At 42.0% G+C, this 18,511-nt stretch carries 17 protein-coding genes; 4 read left to right on the forward strand and 13 right to left on the reverse strand.

Features of this window, described 5'->3' with window-relative positions; translation table 11 throughout:
- Positions 1–336: 336 nt before the first annotated feature.
- The 11 genes from MHI53_RS18575 to MHI53_RS18625 all read right to left on the reverse strand — a co-directional run bounded on the left by MHI53_RS18575 (position 337) and on the right by MHI53_RS18625 (position 13,103).
- Positions 337–786 carry an OsmC family protein gene (locus MHI53_RS18575; RefSeq protein WP_061140654.1) on the reverse strand — a complete coding sequence of 150 codons (450 nt, stop codon included), beginning with the start codon at positions 784–786 and terminating at the stop codon, positions 337–339.
- A gap of 29 nt (positions 787–815) precedes the next feature.
- Positions 816–1,553, reverse strand: coding sequence for an amino acid ABC transporter ATP-binding protein (locus tag MHI53_RS18580; RefSeq protein ID WP_061140653.1), 738 nt, complete (start codon positions 1,551–1,553; stop codon positions 816–818).
- Positions 1,554–1,568: 15 nt separating this feature from the next.
- Positions 1,569–2,213, reverse strand: a complete 645-nt coding sequence (locus tag MHI53_RS18585) for an amino acid ABC transporter permease (protein WP_061140652.1) — start codon at positions 2,211–2,213, stop codon at positions 1,569–1,571.
- Positions 2,214–2,246: 33 nt separating this feature from the next.
- Positions 2,247–3,068, reverse strand: a complete 822-nt coding sequence (locus tag MHI53_RS18590; RefSeq protein ID WP_061140651.1) for a transporter substrate-binding domain-containing protein — start codon at positions 3,066–3,068, stop codon at positions 2,247–2,249.
- 17 nt (positions 3,069–3,085) lie between these two features.
- Positions 3,086–3,661, reverse strand: coding sequence for a TetR/AcrR family transcriptional regulator (locus tag MHI53_RS18595; RefSeq protein WP_340371921.1), 576 nt, complete (start codon positions 3,659–3,661; stop codon positions 3,086–3,088).
- 189 nt (positions 3,662–3,850) lie between these two features.
- A complete protein-coding gene (locus tag MHI53_RS18600; RefSeq protein WP_340371922.1) occupies positions 3,851–4,996 on the reverse strand; it encodes a mannitol-1-phosphate 5-dehydrogenase in 1,146 nt (381 codons plus the stop codon).
- Positions 4,997–5,001: 5 nt separating this feature from the next.
- Entirely contained in the window at positions 5,002–7,092 is a 2,091-nt protein-coding gene (locus MHI53_RS18605; RefSeq protein ID WP_340371923.1) for a BglG family transcription antiterminator, read from the reverse strand.
- An 86-nt stretch (positions 7,093–7,178) separates the two neighbouring features.
- On the reverse strand, positions 7,179–9,122 hold the full coding sequence (locus tag MHI53_RS18610; protein WP_340371924.1) for a PTS mannitol transporter subunit IICBA: 1,944 nt from the start codon (positions 9,120–9,122) through the stop codon (positions 7,179–7,181).
- Positions 9,123–9,337: 215 nt separating this feature from the next.
- Entirely contained in the window at positions 9,338–10,630 is a 1,293-nt protein-coding gene (locus tag MHI53_RS18615; protein WP_061140646.1) for a citrate:proton symporter, read from the reverse strand.
- Between the two features lie 194 nt (positions 10,631–10,824).
- Positions 10,825–11,514, reverse strand: coding sequence for a response regulator (locus tag MHI53_RS18620; protein WP_061140645.1), 690 nt, complete (start codon positions 11,512–11,514; stop codon positions 10,825–10,827).
- Positions 11,515–11,516: 2 nt separating this feature from the next.
- Positions 11,517–13,103 (reverse strand): sensor histidine kinase, encoded by a 1,587-nt coding sequence (locus MHI53_RS18625; RefSeq protein WP_340371925.1) that lies wholly within the window; start codon positions 13,101–13,103, stop codon positions 11,517–11,519.
- A 425-nt stretch (positions 13,104–13,528) separates the two neighbouring features.
- On the opposite strand from MHI53_RS18625, the gene MHI53_RS18630 reads away from it, so the two are divergent.
- Complete coding sequence (locus MHI53_RS18630) at positions 13,529–13,987, forward strand: XoxI protein (RefSeq protein WP_340371926.1); 459 nt, start codon at positions 13,529–13,531, stop codon at positions 13,985–13,987.
- Between the two features lie 20 nt (positions 13,988–14,007).
- The gene (locus MHI53_RS18635) at positions 14,008–14,994 is read left to right on the forward strand and encodes a hypothetical protein (RefSeq protein WP_340371927.1); all 987 of its coding nucleotides are present in this window, start codon (positions 14,008–14,010) and stop codon (positions 14,992–14,994) included.
- A 351-nt stretch (positions 14,995–15,345) separates the two neighbouring features.
- Here MHI53_RS18635 and MHI53_RS18640 read toward each other — a convergent pair whose 3' ends face one another.
- Positions 15,346–15,720 (reverse strand): collagen-like protein, encoded by a 375-nt coding sequence (locus MHI53_RS18640; protein ID WP_340371928.1) that lies wholly within the window; start codon positions 15,718–15,720, stop codon positions 15,346–15,348.
- A gap of 264 nt (positions 15,721–15,984) precedes the next feature.
- Positions 15,985–16,902, reverse strand: coding sequence for a DNA-3-methyladenine glycosylase (locus MHI53_RS18645; protein ID WP_061140640.1), 918 nt, complete (start codon positions 16,900–16,902; stop codon positions 15,985–15,987).
- Between the two features lie 242 nt (positions 16,903–17,144).
- Between MHI53_RS18645 and MHI53_RS18650 the strand changes: the two genes are divergently transcribed.
- Positions 17,145–17,738, forward strand: a complete 594-nt coding sequence (locus MHI53_RS18650) for a bifunctional transcriptional activator/DNA repair enzyme AdaA (protein WP_340371929.1) — start codon at positions 17,145–17,147, stop codon at positions 17,736–17,738.
- A complete protein-coding gene (locus MHI53_RS18655) occupies positions 17,725–18,246 on the forward strand; it encodes a methylated-DNA--[protein]-cysteine S-methyltransferase (protein WP_340371930.1) in 522 nt (173 codons plus the stop codon). The genes MHI53_RS18650 and MHI53_RS18655 overlap by 14 nt, the downstream gene beginning before the upstream one ends.
- Positions 18,247–18,511 lie beyond the last annotated feature (265 nt).

An 18,511-nucleotide genomic window follows, 5' to 3' on the forward strand; every position in this document is an offset into this window, starting at 1 on the left:
GAAAACATTACGATTTAAAAACGATGAGTTTGTGCTTCCAGCCTTTATGTATAGTAAAGATATGCTGTCCTCTTAGCTACGTAAATCCTGCCAAACGCGAGTATTTGCACTGAACTGGTCTGGAATTGCACTAGCATTTAAATGCTGAAACGATTCCCTCCTTCACCCAAATCATAAAGATTACGATTTAGCAACGATGATCGCTGCCAGTATTTCTCGCCTGCTTCATTATAAAACGTAATCATTACTATTTACAAGTGTTTTTTTTAATTAGCGGTTCTCTTTTAAAACGATAAAAGCACAGTAGTTGTTTAACTACTGTGCTTTTGATAGGTATCATTGTTCTACTTCGTCCTGACGCGGTCCCATTTTCGTTTGCTCTTCTCCATTTAATATCAACCGGAACGAGATATCGGCTTTTAGAGAATCCGAAACTGCACAGTATTTTTCTTTTCCTAGATTGATTGCTCTCCAGATTCGTTTACTGTCCACTTGTCCATCGATTATGAAGGTCACGACGATGGATGTGAACCCTTTAGGCAATTCTTCTTTTCTCGTACCATCTGTTTCAATTTCGAGTCTGTCCACAGATGACAAATAAGGCTTCAGAATCATCGTGACATCTATTCCAATGCATCCAGCCAGGGACGCCAGAAGCATTTCTGTCGGCGTACACCCTTTCCCTTCCCCTCCATATGCAGGTGTTGCGTCCATATTGACTTCATAGCCTGAATCCCCAACCGCTGTAAAAGCACGCTGGCCTCCCCATTTTGTTACCACTTTCATAATAATTCCTCCCGCTTCCCTTGTATGACCTACATTTTCTTCAAAAATTTTCTGGCTCGTTCGCTTTGTGGGCGTGAAAAGAATTCATCTGGCGGACTATCTTCAACGATGGCACCATCGGACATGAAGACGATTCTATCAGCCACTTCCTGAGCAAATGTCATCTCATGCGTAACGATAGCCATGGTCATTCCATCAAGAGCGAGTTCTTTAATGACAGCCAGCACTTCATCCACCAACTCTGGATCTAATGCAGACGTTGGTTCATCGAACAATAAGATATCCGGTTCCATTGCAAGTGCTCTGGCAATTGCAACCCTTTGTTGCTGCCCTCCAGATAATCGGGAAGGATACACATCTCTTTTATCTATCAGACCTACTCTGTTTAACAGTGTTTCCCCTTTTCTCACTGCATCATTTTTCGGCCACTTTTTCACGATCAGCAATGCTTCCATAACATTTTCCAGTACCGTTTTATGCGGGTATAAATTGAATTGTTGAAAAACCATACCCGTATGAAGACGGACTTTTTTAATTTGTTTATTGCGCACTTTTTGACTACTTTTGGCATCAACGACTATGTTGCTCACTTCGATAGTTCCACTCGTTAGTTCTTCCAGGCCATTGATACACCGAAGCAAAGTACTTTTACCTGAACCACTCGGTCCAAGAATCACGACAACTTCGCCGCTATTCACTTGTAAATTAATATCCTTCAACACATCCAAGGTTGAGAAACTTTTCGATAGGTTATTAATGTTTATCATTCTTCTTCACCATACTTAGTCATATATTGATAACCGTTTTTCAATTCTTTCCAATACAAAGGAAAATCCTGTACTCATGATCCAATACATTAGCGCAATCGATAAATAAAAGGGCATGTACACATAGTATTGAGCAATTAATAGTTGGGCAGATCGCAATAATTCGGTAACCGTTATTACGGAAACAAGCGATGTTTCTTTTAACATCCCAATGAATGTATTGCCAGCAGGCGGGATGGCTACCCTAATCGCTTGCGGAAAAACAATTCTGCGCATCGTCTGATATGGTGACATTCCCGATGCATATGCCGCTTCATATTGCCCTTTAGGAATCGATTGAATCGCCCCGCGCAAGGTTTCGGACAGGTAAGCCCCGATGCTGATGCTTAACGCGATATATGCCGCTGTCAATGGTTGAAGATTAAAACCGTAATCAGCCAGTCCATAATACACAATGATAATTTGGACCAATGTGGGCGTACCTCTTATGATGGAAACATATGCGCGAGCGATCCATCTAATAAATGTATTACCTTTTAATCTTGCTACCGCCACGATCACAGCGATAATCGATCCAAAAAACATGGATATAATGGTGATCAGGAGCGTATAGTATGCTCCCTTCAATAAAAATGGCAGGTTCGTCCAAATAACATCCATAGCTTTGCTTGTATCCTTTCCACGATAATCGATTTATTCTTGCGGCTCTTCCCCAAACCATTTCACAAAAATCTCGTTATATGTGCCGTCTTGTTTCATATCAGCTAGATGCTTGTTCAATTCTTTCAATAGTGACTCATTACCTTTACGAATCGCGATTCCTGCTTTATCAGATTTAACCGGCTCACCTACAGCCTTGATCTTGAATCCATTTTTCTCGACAACTGGTTTCAACGCATACATATTATTAATCGTTGCATCGATTCTTCCAGAGTCCAAATCCTTCAATGATGTTATCACGTCATCATAGGTTTTAATCGTAAAATCGCCTACCTCTGGAAGCAGCTCTGTACGAAGATAGGTTTCGTCATTCGTTCCCAGTCCCACTCCGATGTTCTTGCCTTTGAAATCTTTTACAGACTTTACTGTATTATTTTTTTCTTGAACGATCACTTTCACATTGTTTGTGATATATGGCTCCGTAAAGTCCATTTGTTTTTTTCGTTCATCCGTAATCGTCATTTGGCTTATCACTGCATCAAATTTTTTGGTTTGCAATCCTGCCACCATGCCTGAAAATTCCTGAGAAACAAATTCAACATCCACTCCGAGCCGTTTGGCCAATTCCTTCGCGATATCCGCATCAAATCCATCCATTTCTTTTTTATCATTCAAGAAATTGTATGGCTGATAGGTACCCATAAGCCCTACTTTAAGGGTTCCACGATCTTTGATTTCTTGTAATAAATCTGCATTTTTTTCGCTAGTCTTATCATCTTTCGAACCACAAGCACTTAAAATCAAAGTAAATGCCACTAATAAAACCAGTGTAAGGTATGAATATTTTTTCTTCATTTTATTTTATCTCCTTTTCACGTTCCTAATAATCCGTAAAATTCGAATCTAACCATTTCCTTGGACAGCTCTGCCGTTGTTCGTTTTCTAATATTCGAGCCATCTGAGACCGGTCCGAATAACCACCTGGACAGGATCCCTTCAAATAAACTCATTAATAAGGCAGCTTGTAAACCTGGATCCCTTTCCGGCAGGATGTTCAGCTCCATTGCTCTTTTAATATTATTCTCGAAAGCTTCTTCCACCTTCAAGCGAGTTTCAATGATTGCCTGTTTAAGTGACTCTTCCCCATCAATTCCCTTGAATATCATTTCCATCATATATCGGTTGGATTGCGAAAAATCAAACAACTCCACGAATAGCTTTTCTGAGGAATTCAAGACATCCTGCACCGTGCCAGGTGATTTTCGGTGTCCGTGCGCCACTACCTCCAGAAGTCCAATTCGCCCCTGTTCAATGATTTCCAAAGCAATCGCTTCTTTACTTTTAAAATGCCAATAAAAAGTACCTTGAGCAATGCCCGCCTCGCGAACGATGTCGGAAATCTTCGTTTTATGATAACCAAGGGAAGCAAAAAGCTGTTGCGAGATCACTAATATTTGCTCTCTTCTTTCCAACTTTTCTTGAGTAGAAATCCGTACTCACCTCCCGATTGATTAGTCAGTCAGTCTTATCATATAAAAATCCTGGACAGTAGTCAATTAACTTTAGTGGTTTAGTTGGTTTTAAATTTTTCCACAAACTAAAAGCTCCTGAAAATACATTTCAGGAGCTTAGGTTCATTATTTTTGCAACTCATTGTAATGAGTGATGACTTCTTTCGTTATTTCACTGTTTTCGTCCAGGCCGCTAACTTCCTTAAGTACGGCTGGTACACCATTTTCCTTGATCATCGCTTGCAGCTTGACCGCTTCTTCGTCTTCGTGGAAATCAAACAGCAATGCGGATGCAATCGCCTTCGCCAAGTTCGTATAAGAAAGACCGGCCTTCTGCGCTTCTACGGCAGGGCGTACGAGACGGTCGTTCGGTCCGAGCTTGCGCAGCGGTGAACGGCCCACTCTATTCACCGAGTCGTTCAAGTAGCTGTTTTTAAATCGGGCAATGATTTTTTCAATATAGCGCTGATGCTCATCTGCATCCAATCCGTATTGATGGATTAAGTAGGCGCCCGTTTCCCCTAATATGTTCTTGACTTGCTCGACAATCGCTTCATCCTCCAATGTTTGGTCAATCGTCAATTTGCTGTCTTTAAGGTAGCCGAGGTACGCAATCGATGCATGTCCTGTATTGACGGTGAACAATTTCCGCTCAATGAATGGAGCAAGCTCTTTTACAATCGTCATCCCCTCCACCGCAGGAATGTTTTCTTTCGTTTCCACGACCCATTCATAATAAGGTTCGACCAATACGTCCAGTGACCCTTCGTTGTTTTGCAAAGGAACGATCCGATCGACAGCTGAATTGAAGAAGGATACTTTTTCAGCAAGGCTTGCCTTCGTTTCCTGATCCAAGTGTTGCAGGATGTATCCTTCTAAAAGGTCCGTTGCCGAAATTTGGTTTTCGCATGCGATCACATATAGCTTTTCTTCGGTTTGTTTCACTCTTGAAGCTAATCCCTTTGCAATCAAAGGAGCGATATGGGGCAGGATATTCGGTCCGATCGCCGTGGTAAGGTAGGTTGCTTCCGATATGGCTTTTATGATTTCATCTTCCTGGTTCAAGCTATTTAAGCCTGAGACATTTTCCACCGTGACCGATTCTTGTTGATCCGTTGCCAATTTGACTTGGTATTGCTTTTTTTCATTCAACTGATCGATGATTTTTTCAGCTATATCTACAAATGTGACATGATATCCAGATTGTGAAAAGAGTGCTCCGATAAATCCTCTTCCAATGTTTCCTGCACCAAAATGTACGGCTTGTTTCATTACAATCATCCCTTTATCAAGTTAGTATATAAATAGTCCAAAAATATGGCTTCCAATCTTTTGCTGATCAGTTCTTCGTCCGAAGATGAAAAAATCATGATCGATTCATTACTTTCGATTAAGCTGGAACTGATCAGGCTGACAATTTCCTGCTGCTTCACGCTCAAGTCTTCAGGAGCCAGCATCAGCAGTAAGTTTTTCATATGGACGACTTTTCCGTCCATTCCTTTGACAAGACAATCTTCCTCTAGGCGGGCGATCTGGAATATCAACTCTTTCACGTTTTTATGCCTGGCATGAAAAAGTCCCAAGCTTGTGCCAGGAATGCCTAAACCACCTTTTTTTTCCCGTTCGTCCAGGGCTCCAATGACATCACCGGCATGGATGATCAATTGTTCCTTTTCAGCGATCATAACCATTTCTGCGAGGATCTCCGGATGTCCTTTCAAATGCGGCAGGCGATATAACCGGAAATTGTCAATGATCGACTGGATACTTTCCTGGGCACTTTTCAATTCCTGCAAAACTTCCCTTAATTCGCCGTCAGGTTTTTTCGAAGTCGAATCCTTGTTGGCCGCCTGACTCCGATATCGTTTATTCTTCGTGAACTTTTCAATATTCTTCCTGATATAATTCCTGATATTCTCGATATTTTCTTCACTCAAAAGAGGGGATACGAGAATATAATCCATATCGATATACGGAAGGCGAACGGTGGAAATGATAACATCATAATTTTGCAGGCTGTCGTGCATCTGGATATCCTTGATCGTTTTAATTTCAACCGTCTGGATTTCGATGATTTCTTTTTTGATCCGGCTGGCCAGCATTTTTGATGTACCTATCCCCGTCGGACAAACGATGAGCGCCCTGATGGCAATTTCCTCTTCCCGCAGTACCAAGGCAGATCCGAAATGGAGGACGATGAAGGCTATCTCATCTTCAGGGAATTCCTTGATTTCCTTGAATTCCTTTTCCAGGCCGGTCTTAACGGCTAAAAAGAGAACGGGATACTTTCGTTTAATATCTTCCGTTAAGGGATTGTATAATCCCATTTCCTGTTTGATCCTGAAAAGCGAAGGCTCCATATGGGCAAGAAGCCCTTGATACAGCGGAAAATCCTTGGTCAAGTTGATTTGCAGCTGCTCTGAAACATCCTTGATCAAGTTCCTGATGAGCTGGCCCAGCAACACGCTGTCATACGGAACGGCATCGGCGGCATGAAGTTTGGAGCCTTTCAGGATGGCAGCCAAATAGCTTATATCATCGATTGTAAAGGAAACCTTGAGCTTGGTCTTGAGTTCCTTGCAGATTTTATCCATCAGGTTATTCTCATCCGAGAGATCGCTTAGTCTTTTGAAGTCCTTCTCCAAATAAAATTGGCTTTCATTCCTTTGGAGAGTTACGTAGATATGTACGACCAACCCTATATACCCGCTATCGGCCAAACGTGAATGGATACTATTGAAGGTTGAGTTCAGCACGCCATCAATGGCCAAAAGATAGTCGGGATCAAAATAGTCGAGAATTTTCCCTTTGCGGATTTCCCCTTCTTGGAGCAAGAATAAGCTTTCGATCAGCTCTTCATTAAAGAAGTGTAGGAAATAGGCAGCCTGTGCTTTCCGTTTATTTTCTTCAGTACCGGCAAGCTCTATCCCCACTCCCCTTTTCCTTGTAATCACGATATTGAAATTCCTTAGCCACTCCGTCAATTCGTCCAAATAGACGGTAAGGGTCGATATGCTGATGCCCAGATTCACCGCAAGAGCTTGCGTTTTATACGATTCTTCCTGAATTAAAGCCAAAAGAAGGTGCAGCTTTCTTTCTTGCGGCGTCTGATCAATTGGATGATTCCCCATCAGGTGCTGCACTAGCCGAAAGATTTGTTCATTCTTGCCGTCGATGGACAACCCTTCATGTGTGTTGCGTGTTAGCTGCAATTCAAAAGATTGCAGGATTTTTTCTATCGATTTCAAATCACGCTGAACCGTGCGGACACTCACATTCAATTGTGTGGCAATGGAAACGGCCGTATGCTTTCCAGACGTTTTTATGATCAATTCCAAGATTGATTTTTCCCTTGAAGTAATATACATGCTACCAACTCATTTCAGGTGGAGTAACACGAGAAAATACTGAATAGAAAAGCGTAAAACGCTTTTCTATTCATGGTGAGAAATATTTAATTTTTTTCTACATTGATGATATCCATCAATTCCCTGGCTGTTGTGGCTTTGACCATTTTTTCAATGTTTTCCATTTCGGAACATGTGACGGCAATGCCAGATAGGATTTCGAGATGTGTGCCATCCTTACCGGCTATCCCGAATATCAATCGTGCTTTTTGACCGTCAAAGTCAACCCCATCAGGAATTTGTAAAACGGTGAATCCGGATTTAAGAACATCCTTCTTCGCTTCTTCGGTTCCGTGTGGGATCGCTACATCATTTCCCATATAAGTTGAAGTCATCTCATCGCGGGCAATCATTGCTTCGATATAGCTTTCCTTAACGTAACCTGCTTTGACCAAAGCTCTTCCGGCAAAACGGATCGCTTCTTCCTTATTGGCGAATTGTTGATTGAGGAAGACATTTTCTTCACGAAGCAATTCATTATCAGCTTGTTCTACTTCCTCAATACCCGGTTCGATGGAATGCTTGCGAACACCGGGAACCTTTTCTTCCGCCTCTTCGACAATCTCATGCAGCTCATCTGTACCGTCATCCTGAAGACGTGCAAGCAATGAATCATACTCAGGGCTAGATAAGAAGTTATCGACGGATACGTGATACGCATTAGGCACTTTATTTTTGGCCCTTGGCGTCAACTCTTCCTGGGTAATGACGATTTGGGCATCGGCAGGAATGTTTGAAATCGCCGTATTGGTTACCGAGATATTCATTCCGGCTTCCTTCACCTTCTTGCGAAGCAGCGAAGCTCCCATTGCACTTGAGCCCATACCAGCATCGCATGCAAAAATGATTTTGTTGACGTTTGTAGGCATTGTTCCCGGTTCTGAAGCGAACACATTGGCAACAGAACTTTTCTTGCCTTTCATTTCTTGCATTTTCTTCGCCGCATCCTCAATGTTCTCTTCGGATTGTTTTCCTGTTTTCAAGATGAATGCAGCGACAACGAATGATACGATTGCAGCGACAAGTACACCGGCAAAGTTAGCAATATATGCGCTAGCATGATGCGGGGTTACGGCCGTAATGGCAAAAATGCTTCCTGGTGAAGCAGGCGCGAATAAGCCGCCGCCCAATAGAACCAAAGTGAAGACTCCGCTCATGCCTCCAAGGATGACCGCTATGAATAACATCGGCTTCATCAGGATATAAGGGAAATAAATTTCATGGATCCCGCCGAAGAATTGAATGATGACAGCTCCTGGCGCCGATCTCTTCGCCGTTCCTTTTCCAAAGATACAATAAGCAAGCAGGACGCCAAGACCAGGTCCTGGATTCGATTCAAGCAGGAACAGGATGGAAGATCCTGTTTGTTTCGCTTGCTCTAGAGCGATTGGTGATAATACACCGTGATTGATCGCATTGTTCAAGAACAATACTTTCGCAGGCTCGATCAGGATACTCGTCAATGGCAGCAAGCCTGTACCGACAAGCCAATCGACTCCTGCTACAAGCCATCCTGTAAAGACGACAACAGCCGGCCCGATGGCCAGGAATGATAGAATGGCCAGCAAGCCGCCAAGTATCCCAGCCGAGAAGTTGTTGACAAGCATTTCGAATCCTGCTTTTATTTTACCTTCGATCAGTTGATCGAATTTCTTGATGACATACCCACCGAATGGTCCCATGATCATCGCACCAAGGAACATCGGGATGTCAGACCCGACGATGACACCCATAGTCGCGATGGCACCGACTACGCCTCCTCGGTGATCATGAATTAGCTTACCACCTGTATACCCAATTAAAATCGGCAGTAAGAACGTGACCATCGGAGTAACCATTTTGGCAAGGCTTTCATTTGGCAGGAAGCCCGATGGAATGAATAGGGCCGTGATTAACCCCCAAGCGATGAAAGCTGAAATGTTCGGCATGACCATTGAACTTAAAAAGTTACCGAACTTTTGAACTGCAACCTTTATATTAAAGTGAGCCATTTTACTCTCTCCCCTTCATTAATGATATATTTTACATTCATCTTAAATCACGTACCTTCCGTATTCAATAAAAGCTAAAGCTAACTTTGTCGCGGAAGGGAAGACAAACATAATGTTTCTCATTTTTCCAGTTTTATTCAGGTTGTGTTCCATTTTAACATGAGATCAAAAGAAAAAGGTCCCATTCAGATCGAATGGGACCTTACCTTTACGTTTTATAGAGGGATGATGCCCAATATGACAGACACCACAATCATGACAAGCGTCGATCCGCAGGCCCATTTCAAGAAGGTGCGCTGCAGGGCTCCGAAATCTTCCCCTACCATTCCAATCAATAGATAGGTAGATGGGACGAGCGGGCTTAATAGGTGAACAGGCAGCCCTAACAAGGAAGCTCGGCCGATCAAGGCAGGATCGATTCCATAAGCGGCTCCCGCTTTTGCAAGCAATGGAAGTACCCCATAATAAAATGCATCATTGGACATGAAGAAGGTAAAAGGTGCGGAGATGACGGCTGTAATGACGGCAAAGTGGGCACCCATTTGGTCAGGAATATGCTGGATCAAAGAGTTAGCCATCGCATCCACCATTTCCGTGCCGGCAAGAATCCCAGTAAAGACACCAGCAGCAAAAATCATTGAAATAACCGATAAAGCATTGTCAGCGTAATTGGCAACCCGTTCTTTTTGGTCACTGATCTTAGGATAATTGACCGTGATGGCGATTGCAAAACCTACCATGAACAAGACCGCCGAAGGCATAAGCTCCATGATCAGCGCCACAAGAAGGGTCAGCGTCAACGCATAATTGAAAATAATCAATTTAGGACGTTTAAGATAAGCATCTTCCGTTGCTGCCGCATGCTGGGCCGCAATCGATTGATCGATTTCGATGATACCGATCCGTTTTCTTTCTTTTTTACCAAGGCAATAAGCCATGAATAAGACGAATAGGACTCCGCCAATCATTGCAGGAATGACTGGGGTGAAAACATCGGACATTTCAAGCTTTAAAGCGGTCATCACCCGTGCTGTCGGTCCTCCCCAAGGAAGAAGGTTCATGACACCGGATGATGAAACGGCAATGCCTGCCAATATAAGCGGTTTCATTCCAATCCGTTTATAAAGCGGAAGCATGGCGGATATCGTTATCATATAAGTGGTTGTACCATCTCCATCCAACGAAATCAGCAACGCCAAGACTGCCGTGCCGATGGCAATTTTCACTGGATCTCCTTTTACAAGCTTAAGGATCGTCCGAATGATCGGATCAAAAACGCCAGCATCGATCAAAATGCCGAAGAAAAGAATCGCAAATAAAATCATGATTCCCGTTGGCGCCACACTTTTGATTCCTTCCAGCGCCATTGCACCCATCTCGCCGCCAAATCCGCCGATTAGCGCAAAAGCACTTGGTACTACAATCAAAGCTATCATGGCTGAAAGTCGCCCTGTCATTATTAATATCATAAATACCAAAATCATCAAATATCCCAATAAAGCGAGCATATGATCACTCCTCATCTTCTAATAAGATAAATTGTATCGGAAAACGCTTTATCTGTAAGCGTTTTCAATTTATTGTGTTTTAAAACTATTTTGTTAATTGTGTTCATTGTGTTCACGGAGACACTTCACAGGTGAACAGGGTCCCTGATTCCAACAAAAAAACACCTCCAATTAGAGGAGGTATCCAATAGGCACTATTCAATTTTATAATATCTTCGCTCGGGCCTGCCGACCAATCCATATACGACTTCCGCTTTGCATTTCTTCACAGAAATCAAATATTCCAAATAGCGTCTAGCCGTTGTCCTGGACGCACCGATCTGACCGCTTACCTGTTCGGCCGACAAGCCGATATCGCTTGCTTCGAGAACCTCGATCACCTTCGTCAAGGTGATTTCGTCGACCCCCTTCGGCAGGGCAGCGGCTTCGTTCGTTTCTTGCGGAGCGTCTCCCTTTTTCATTATAAGATCAACAAAATCCTGATCGATCTCTTGCTTGGATTTCAGCAGCTGGACTTTTTTAAGGTACTCCCCGATGACTTGGTTGAAGCGCTTCATTTCCACTGGTTTAATCAAATAGTTCTCGACACCGTAGTGAAGCGCCTTTTCAAGCTGTTCCTTGTCTGTCGCAGCCGTAATCATGATGATATCGACAGACGGGAAGTTTTTTCGAATGTCGGGAAGGAGCTCAGTACCTAGCTGATCCGGCATATACACATCAAGCAAAAGTAGATCCGGTTTTTTTTGCTCCAATATCCGCAATGTTTTTTTGGCATTGACGGCTTTTCCGACCACTTCTACTTCATCAAAGGCTTTCAAGAATTTTTCATGGATATCCGCCACCCGGAAATCATCTTCCGCTATGACGGCTCTTATCTTCAACATTTTTACCCTCCTCTCCGTTTTTTAGGAAGATACACGGTGAATATGGTGTTTCCCTTTTCACTTTGAACCTCGATGATGCCCTCCAGCTCTTTTACGACCTGATCGGCGTTTGAAAGTCCATACCCACTCGGACTTCCACTGTTTTTCGAAGTGAAGCCCCGATTGAAAATATAGGAAATATCACGTTCAGCTATTCCTTTTCCGTTGTCACTGACTTCAAATACTAGATCATTTCCAATATCGGTCGCGAAGAATTTCACGAGCGGCTCGTCCATGACGGAAACCGCTTCAAGCGCATTATCGATGATATTGCCTACTATCAAGGTGAGCTGTGACAATTTGATATGATCTGGAAGCTTCTCCAAGTAACTTTGTGCATCTATTTCGAAGACGATTTTCTTCTCCGATGCTTTTCCGATCTTGCCGAGTAACAGGGCCTGTACCTTAGAATCCTTGATCTGCTCGAACACCACACGGTTCAAGGAATGCAATTCGGATGTTTCGCTTTGAATCATATCTATTGCTTCATCGTATTCCCCTAATTGTATCAGTCCCGAGAGAACATAAAGCTTATTGGTGAATTCATGGGTTTGGGCCCGTAAATCCTCTGAATGCATCTTCACTTCCGATAATGTATGGACCATTTCCTCAATTTCCGTTCGATCACGGAACGAAGCGACAACACCGCTTACTCCCTCACTATCGAAGATTGGTGTACAGTTCACGATAATCGATTTATCTTTCCACGAAATCTCTTTATCCGCCTGGGGCTCCCCAGACCTTAGCACTTCAAATAAATACTTCGACGGAAAAAGCCCATCGACATTCAAATGGCGGACGGATTCCTTGATATCGAGCAATTTCTTCGCTGGCTGATTCATCGAGGTGATCAATCCATTTTGATCAATGGCGAGAATACCTTCCTTGACCGACTGAAGCACCGCATTTTTTTCTTTATATAAATTGGCGATTTCAAATGGCTCAAGTCCTAACGTATCTTTACGTATGCTTCTTGCCAGCATGTAGCTGCCAATGATCGAAATCATGATCGCCAATAAAGATATAAACATTTCTTTCGAAAGGTCCTTGAAAATCTGGGCCCGGACATCTTCGACCAAAAATCCTACCGAGACTATCCCAATGATCTTCCCATCCTGATTGAAGATCGGCGATTTCCCCCGAATCGAAAGACCCAGCGAGCCCGCCGCCTCGGAAACATAATATTTGCCCTCGCGGATGGCCCTGCTATTGTCGCCGCCTTTCATCCGCTTCCCGATTTCGGATGCCAACGGATGCGAGTAACGAATTTCTTTGTCATTCCCCACAACAATGAACTCAGCCCCTGTTTCCCTGCGGATCTTTTCGACAACCGGCTGGATGATACTCGCCGGGTCGTCCGTTTCAAAAGCCTCCTTGACGGTAGGCATGAAGCTGATCGTTTTAGAAAGTTCCAAAGCCAATTGGCCCTTATCCTTCGCGATTTGCCTTCCTTCCATATATGAAAAAGAGATCGCCAATAAGAGAATCAAAAAAAGGCTCAACGATAAAACTAATCCGAGAATCTTGGTTTCCAGCGATACTTTTCTCATATTCAACCGCATCCCCTATTTTCACGTTCCTTCATTATATTTTATTGCAGCATAATGATTTTACCATTTCTATTAAAATTTGAACATTGTGCGGATACCCAATTATTGCAAACCTCCTGTTGCAGTCTTTTAACATTCTAGTTATACCTATCATCTAATATCATCATTTTTCTTTTTTTTCATATGAACTGTAGTTTCTTTTTCATAGTCTTCATGTCCTGGGGATGTATATGAACAACGCAAAAAATTTTCGCGTTATTGTATTAATTTAGCGTTCAAGATCCTTAAGGACTTTTGTGACATAGTAAATATTTACTATAGTTCATTCTTAGTAAATATAGATCATTAATTATATTATTTAACAAATATGCAGGTAAATCAGCACAGTAAGTGATAACATTTTAGTAGAAATGGAGGTAATATTTATGCAGTTTAAAAAATCATTAATCATAACAGTTTTAGGTTTATCAATTTTAGGTTTTTCTACGGGGGCAAGCGCTGCAAATAATGATGGACTTGTAGATTCAGAAGTTACACAATCTAACAAACAAGCAGATAATACTAATTTAATTAGCGGAAGAGCAGCCAAGCCCTCCAATTCTTCAAGAATAGATGTATATAAACCACTTTTAGGCAAAACCTATGCAGTAGCTAAATCAAGTTCTACAGTAAAAGAGGATTATATTTATGCTAAAGCAAGAACGTTTAATGGTGATGGAGCATTAATCAAATCAAATTCAACAAGTGCTAAAAAAACAACCTATACTAGTGTTAGAGCTGATAATGGAACTGTTTACTCTGGTAATGATTGGGCCATTGGGAATCACACGTATAAGCTTAAAGGATTTAAAGATATTAATCATGAAACAAAGGCATATTGGTAATTAAGAGGTGACTAAGAGATATGCCGATTGCATATCTCTTTTACTTAGGAGAAGAATTGATTATGAGAAAATACTACAAAACAGTATTAATAATTATTTTAGGTTTAATTGGAACTTACTACTTATTTAATAGTAATGTTTACTTCCCTTCAAATAAAGAATCCATTACTTCAATCACTACTGATAGTGAAGATCGTGGAATAGGAAACACGGTTGCATATGGTATAAAGAATTTGGAAGGTGAACATATAGATAATGGAACGGCACTTAGTAGTAAAAACAATAAAGTATCGGTGGTTGTCTCAATAGACCACAATATGGATGAAGACAGAAAATATGCATTACTTATTTTTGATAACTATAAACAAAAAACATTTATTGTAGAAAACAAGGAGCAGGTAGTAAACAAACATTTCTTTGAAATGAAATCGAACAGTTCCATAAACATAAAAGTTTCCACATCCATTGATTCCAATTCTAGAGAATTAACTTTCTTACTCGTGAAAAAGCCCGAGTATAATTTGAGAGAAAAGGATTTAAATAGAGCGGCAGTTCTAGGAGAAGTTTTGAGCATGCGTTTTTCAATCAACGATTCTGATATTATGGAGGAAAATAGTGAAGTAAGACCCGATGCTATTATTAGAGATGGTTTATATGAAAATTTGTTTGTCACGAATAGTAAAAAAAAGCTACAATCTATTATTACTGAAAAAGAAGGCAAGAAACTTATACTCTCTGCTGGAAATGATTCAAATGCCGAAATCAGATATGCCATTATAGCTTTAAAGGATTGGGAACAAGATACTGTTATAGATAACAAAATAGTCTTATATACGACTGTAGCTCCAGAAACGAGACACCTTTTTCATTTTAACCTACCCAATGTTAAAACTGAAAGTAATTTTCAATTCATTGCCTTCCCATTCCCTTATGATGTAAGTGATAATAATTATGAGAGTCAACAAGCATTTGGTTCTTTCAGAATCGTCATTCAAAATGATGAATAACAAGATGGGGGTAATTGAATGTCCACTATAACTACTATATTAGGTTTAATCGGTATTTTTGCCATAATTGTTTTTTTAGCCATTGTAAAAACTATAAAAGATAATTCCAAAAGATAGTTGTTTTATCAAGGCAATTGGATGGGTTAACCAATACAACTCATGCTCTATTCAACTAATCAGCAGCCCACGCATTTACTTTAAAATTTAATAAAAATAAATCCTAGAATTTAGAGGAATTCAAAATCATTCTTAAGAATAGTCCCGTATATAAGGGCATGTTCGAACATGCCCTCTCAATTTGTTCATATATAAACTTCTTGTATTGATTTGGGAATTTTTTTGAACGTTTTTTCAAAAACAAGTAAAAGATCTAATTTGTCTTGTATCGATTCCAAAAAACGTCCAGAATCTCCCATTCCATCTGAAGCCTGCCACAGATCGCGGACCGACGAAAATGGGGTAATACCAGAAACTCCCGCCATTATTTAACCAAATGAACGTATTCCTGAATAAGCAAAACGAAATCGCCCCCGGATCTACAGCAAATGTTGAAGCTTGTTGCTGCTGCGGGATAAACGATGGCGGCGGAGCTGTCGGTGCTTGCGAATACGGCAATGATCCCGGTTGACCCGGAAATTGTGGTCCGCCTGGAAATCCTGGTAGTTCAGGAAACACTCGATCTTGATACGCTTGATCTTCATAATGATATGTTGGGTACACATACATGGTCATTCACCCCTATATGATTGAATGATATACAGTATGATATATGGACCGAGGTTGTATGGGCTCTTAACGAACGATTTATGAAGCAACCCACATTTCATCTCCTAAAATGGAGAGCTATCGATACGAATTGTACCGGTTTATTGACGAATTTTGTATTTTATCTGCGAATTGCGTTGATTTATCGATGAATTGTACTGATTTATCTGCAAATTTTGAGATTTATCTACGAATTACACCGGTTTATCTACGAATTGTGTGGATTCAGTAAAGCAGTCTCCATAAATAAAATGTTGCGTAGGATTCCCAATCAGACCAGGCTTCCGACCATGTTTGGATTTCGGCTTTTGTTGGTTTCATTTCCATTTCGAGGACCAGCTTGATGGAATTATGCAGACCGACGTCATCGATTGGAAATGCTGCTTGAAACCGCAAGCACCTCATGAGTACATAATTCGCTGTCCATGGACCGATCCCGCGTATTTTCGTAAGCATTTTTTCAGCGGTTTTTACATCGTTTGCCAGCAGCAGCTTTTCTTTCGTAAGTTCACCTTTCGCGATCAGTTGGGCCACACCAATCAAGTACTCGCATTTCTTCACGGTCATCCTCATTACGGAAAGATCTTCTATCGTCAATTTGGCTATCGATTCAGGCGTCGGAAACAGCCAATACGACTTCCCCTCGTATTCGATCCTTTCGCCGAATGATTCAACAAGCCTCCGCTTCAATGTATAAGCGTAAGTCAAATTAATCTGCTGTCCGAGAATTCCCCAGGCAATAGCTTCAAATAAATCTGGGATGCCGATGTTCCTTAAACCGAAGAACTGGCTGACCGGCCCTTGCAATAAGGGATCTTTTTTTGCAAGCTCATAAAAGGGCAAGAGATTTGTGTCTAGATCGAACCAGCTGCGAATGTATGCGGAAACAGCATCAAAAACACGCTTGTCGATTGGTTCCGTCCGTCCTGGTATTCGAACGTGCAGCTCCGTTTCATTCACCGCACTGATTTCCACTAAAAGTTTCTCGTTTTCGAAAGACAAGGCCCGATATATCTTTTGATCGACAATGTCGAATAAACATTCATTGGCGGATCTTGATAAGTATGTAAGATTTTCCGTAAAGCGAAATTCATGGGGTGTAAGGATGGTCCATTCACATCTATCATAAAAGGTCTCGTTCATTCATGCTCCTCCTTCTTCGGTTTCCTTTATGTTAATCAATTTACTCTTTCCTTTAAATACCGGGTTACAGTTAAAATAAAGGCCAGAGCTGTCTTCTGACAATAAATGAGCAGTTGGAACTCCAACATCACAATCTTCTCATTGATTTTAACTTTATCCAAAATGAATTACGTTATCTTGCTTTTATATTATCGCCTTGTTTGCATATCTTCACTTTCTTGTATACTAAAGGAGAGGTGAGCATGGTGGATTCGAACATCCCTAATGATTATTGGAAGGCCATCGTCGATTGTGATGAAGCGTATGATGATCATTTTTTATATGGAGTAATGACAACAGGCATTTTTTGCAGGCCCTCCTGCAAATCCCGGGTGCCCAATAAGGAAAACGTGAAGATTTTCAAAAATGCCAGAATGGCCCTGGAGGCGGACTTCCGGCCTTGTAAACGATGTAAACCGGAAGGACTGAATCTGCCAATGGAGGATTGGATTGAACAGATAACCGAATGGCTCGACCAGCATTTCCGTGAACCGCTCACATTGAACAGGATCGCCGATATTGCCCACGGGAGCCCTTATCATTTACAACGATCCTTCAAGCGTGTGAAGGGGATGACGCCCAGTGAATACGTTCAGCGCCTCCGAATTGAAAAAGCATGCAGCCTTCTCGAAAGCTCCGAGCTGAGCGTGGCAGACATAGGCTTGGCCGTAGGTTTCTCAAGCACTCCCTATTTCATGACATTATTCAAAATGAAGATGGGCCTTACACCAATGAGCTACCGCAAAGATGCCGCCAAAATCGCAACGAAGGAGCGTGAATTGGATGCAAACAGTTGACTGGTCGATACTAAATGCTGAAGCGGGGCCATTATATATCGCCAAGACGGAGAAAGGACTCTGCTATGTAGGTTCACCGGGACAATCATTCCAGGACTTGGGCGCATGGAGGCAAAAGCACTTCCCCACGGCCAAGCTTGCCGAAAATCCAGAAGCATTAAAACCTTATATCCAAGAGCTGCAAGAATATTTCAAAGGAGTGCGGCAAACCTTCTCATTTACAACGGATGTAAAAGGTACTCCCTTCCAACAAGAAATCTGGGCAGCATTGAAGCAAATCCCCTATGGGACAACATGTTCCTACTCCGATATTGCCCAGCTCATTCAAAGACCTGCAGCCGTTCGGGCTGTCGGTACGGCCATTGGCGCCAATCCTGTATTGATCACGGTGCCATGCCACCGGGTCATCGGCAAGAATGGCGCCATTTCCGGTTACCGCGGCGGTTTGGAGATGAAACAATATTTACTTCAATTGGAAGCGAACTATCGGGGGGGAAGACCTTCTTAACTAATAAAAGCATCCGATCATTCGGATGCTCAGACTGTAGACAAACTCGATGAAAATCGAGTTTGTTTATTTTTATGGCCTGTACAATTTAGACGTTGATTTCCACTCCAGGCACTCGCTTTCCGCGGGCGGTCGGGGAGCCTCCTCGGCTTTGCCTGCGGGGTCTCCCCTAGACGCGCTTTTCCCGCAGGAGTCTCGTACCTTCCGTTCCAATCAACTTTGTCTTACCTTTTAGATAGAACACTTTTGACTGGAGTCATTTTTG

Origin of the sequence: Peribacillus sp. FSL E2-0218, from assembly GCF_037992945.1 — a bacterium.
Lineage (GTDB): Bacteria > Bacillota > Bacilli > Bacillales > DSM-1321 > Peribacillus > Peribacillus simplex_B.

Bases quoted from the DNA above. Each gene is read 5' to 3' on its own strand.
- MHI53_RS18575 (WP_061140654.1), bottom strand. From the start codon at position 786: ATGAAAGTGGTAACAAAATGGGGAGGCCAGCGTGCTTTTACAGCGGTT.
- MHI53_RS18580 (WP_061140653.1), bottom strand. From the start codon at position 1,553: ATGATAAACATTAATAACCTATCGAAAAGTTTCTCAACCTTGGATGTG.
- MHI53_RS18585 (WP_061140652.1), bottom strand. From the start codon at position 2,213: ATGGATGTTATTTGGACGAACCTGCCATTTTTATTGAAGGGAGCATAC.
- MHI53_RS18590 (WP_061140651.1), bottom strand. From the start codon at position 3,068: ATGAAGAAAAAATATTCATACCTTACACTGGTTTTATTAGTGGCATTT.
- MHI53_RS18600 (WP_340371922.1), bottom strand. From the start codon at position 4,996: ATGAAACAAGCCGTACATTTTGGTGCAGGAAACATTGGAAGAGGATTT.
- MHI53_RS18605 (WP_340371923.1), bottom strand. From the start codon at position 7,092: ATGTATATTACTTCAAGGGAAAAATCAATCTTGGAATTGATCATAAAA.
- MHI53_RS18610 (WP_340371924.1), bottom strand. From the start codon at position 9,122: ATGGCTCACTTTAATATAAAGGTTGCAGTTCAAAAGTTCGGTAACTTT.
- MHI53_RS18615 (WP_061140646.1), bottom strand. From the start codon at position 10,630: ATGCTCGCTTTATTGGGATATTTGATGATTTTGGTATTTATGATATTA.
- MHI53_RS18620 (WP_061140645.1), bottom strand. From the start codon at position 11,514: ATGTTGAAGATAAGAGCCGTCATAGCGGAAGATGATTTCCGGGTGGCG.
- MHI53_RS18625 (WP_340371925.1), bottom strand. From the start codon at position 13,103: ATGAGAAAAGTATCGCTGGAAACCAAGATTCTCGGATTAGTTTTATCG.
- MHI53_RS18630 (WP_340371926.1), top strand. From the start codon at position 13,529: ATGCAGTTTAAAAAATCATTAATCATAACAGTTTTAGGTTTATCAATT.
- MHI53_RS18635 (WP_340371927.1), top strand. From the start codon at position 14,008: ATGCCGATTGCATATCTCTTTTACTTAGGAGAAGAATTGATTATGAGA.
- MHI53_RS18640 (WP_340371928.1), bottom strand. From the start codon at position 15,720: ATGTATGTGTACCCAACATATCATTATGAAGATCAAGCGTATCAAGAT.
- MHI53_RS18645 (WP_061140640.1), bottom strand. From the start codon at position 16,902: ATGAACGAGACCTTTTATGATAGATGTGAATGGACCATCCTTACACCC.
- MHI53_RS18650 (WP_340371929.1), top strand. From the start codon at position 17,145: ATGGTGGATTCGAACATCCCTAATGATTATTGGAAGGCCATCGTCGAT.
- MHI53_RS18655 (WP_340371930.1), top strand. From the start codon at position 17,725: ATGCAAACAGTTGACTGGTCGATACTAAATGCTGAAGCGGGGCCATTA.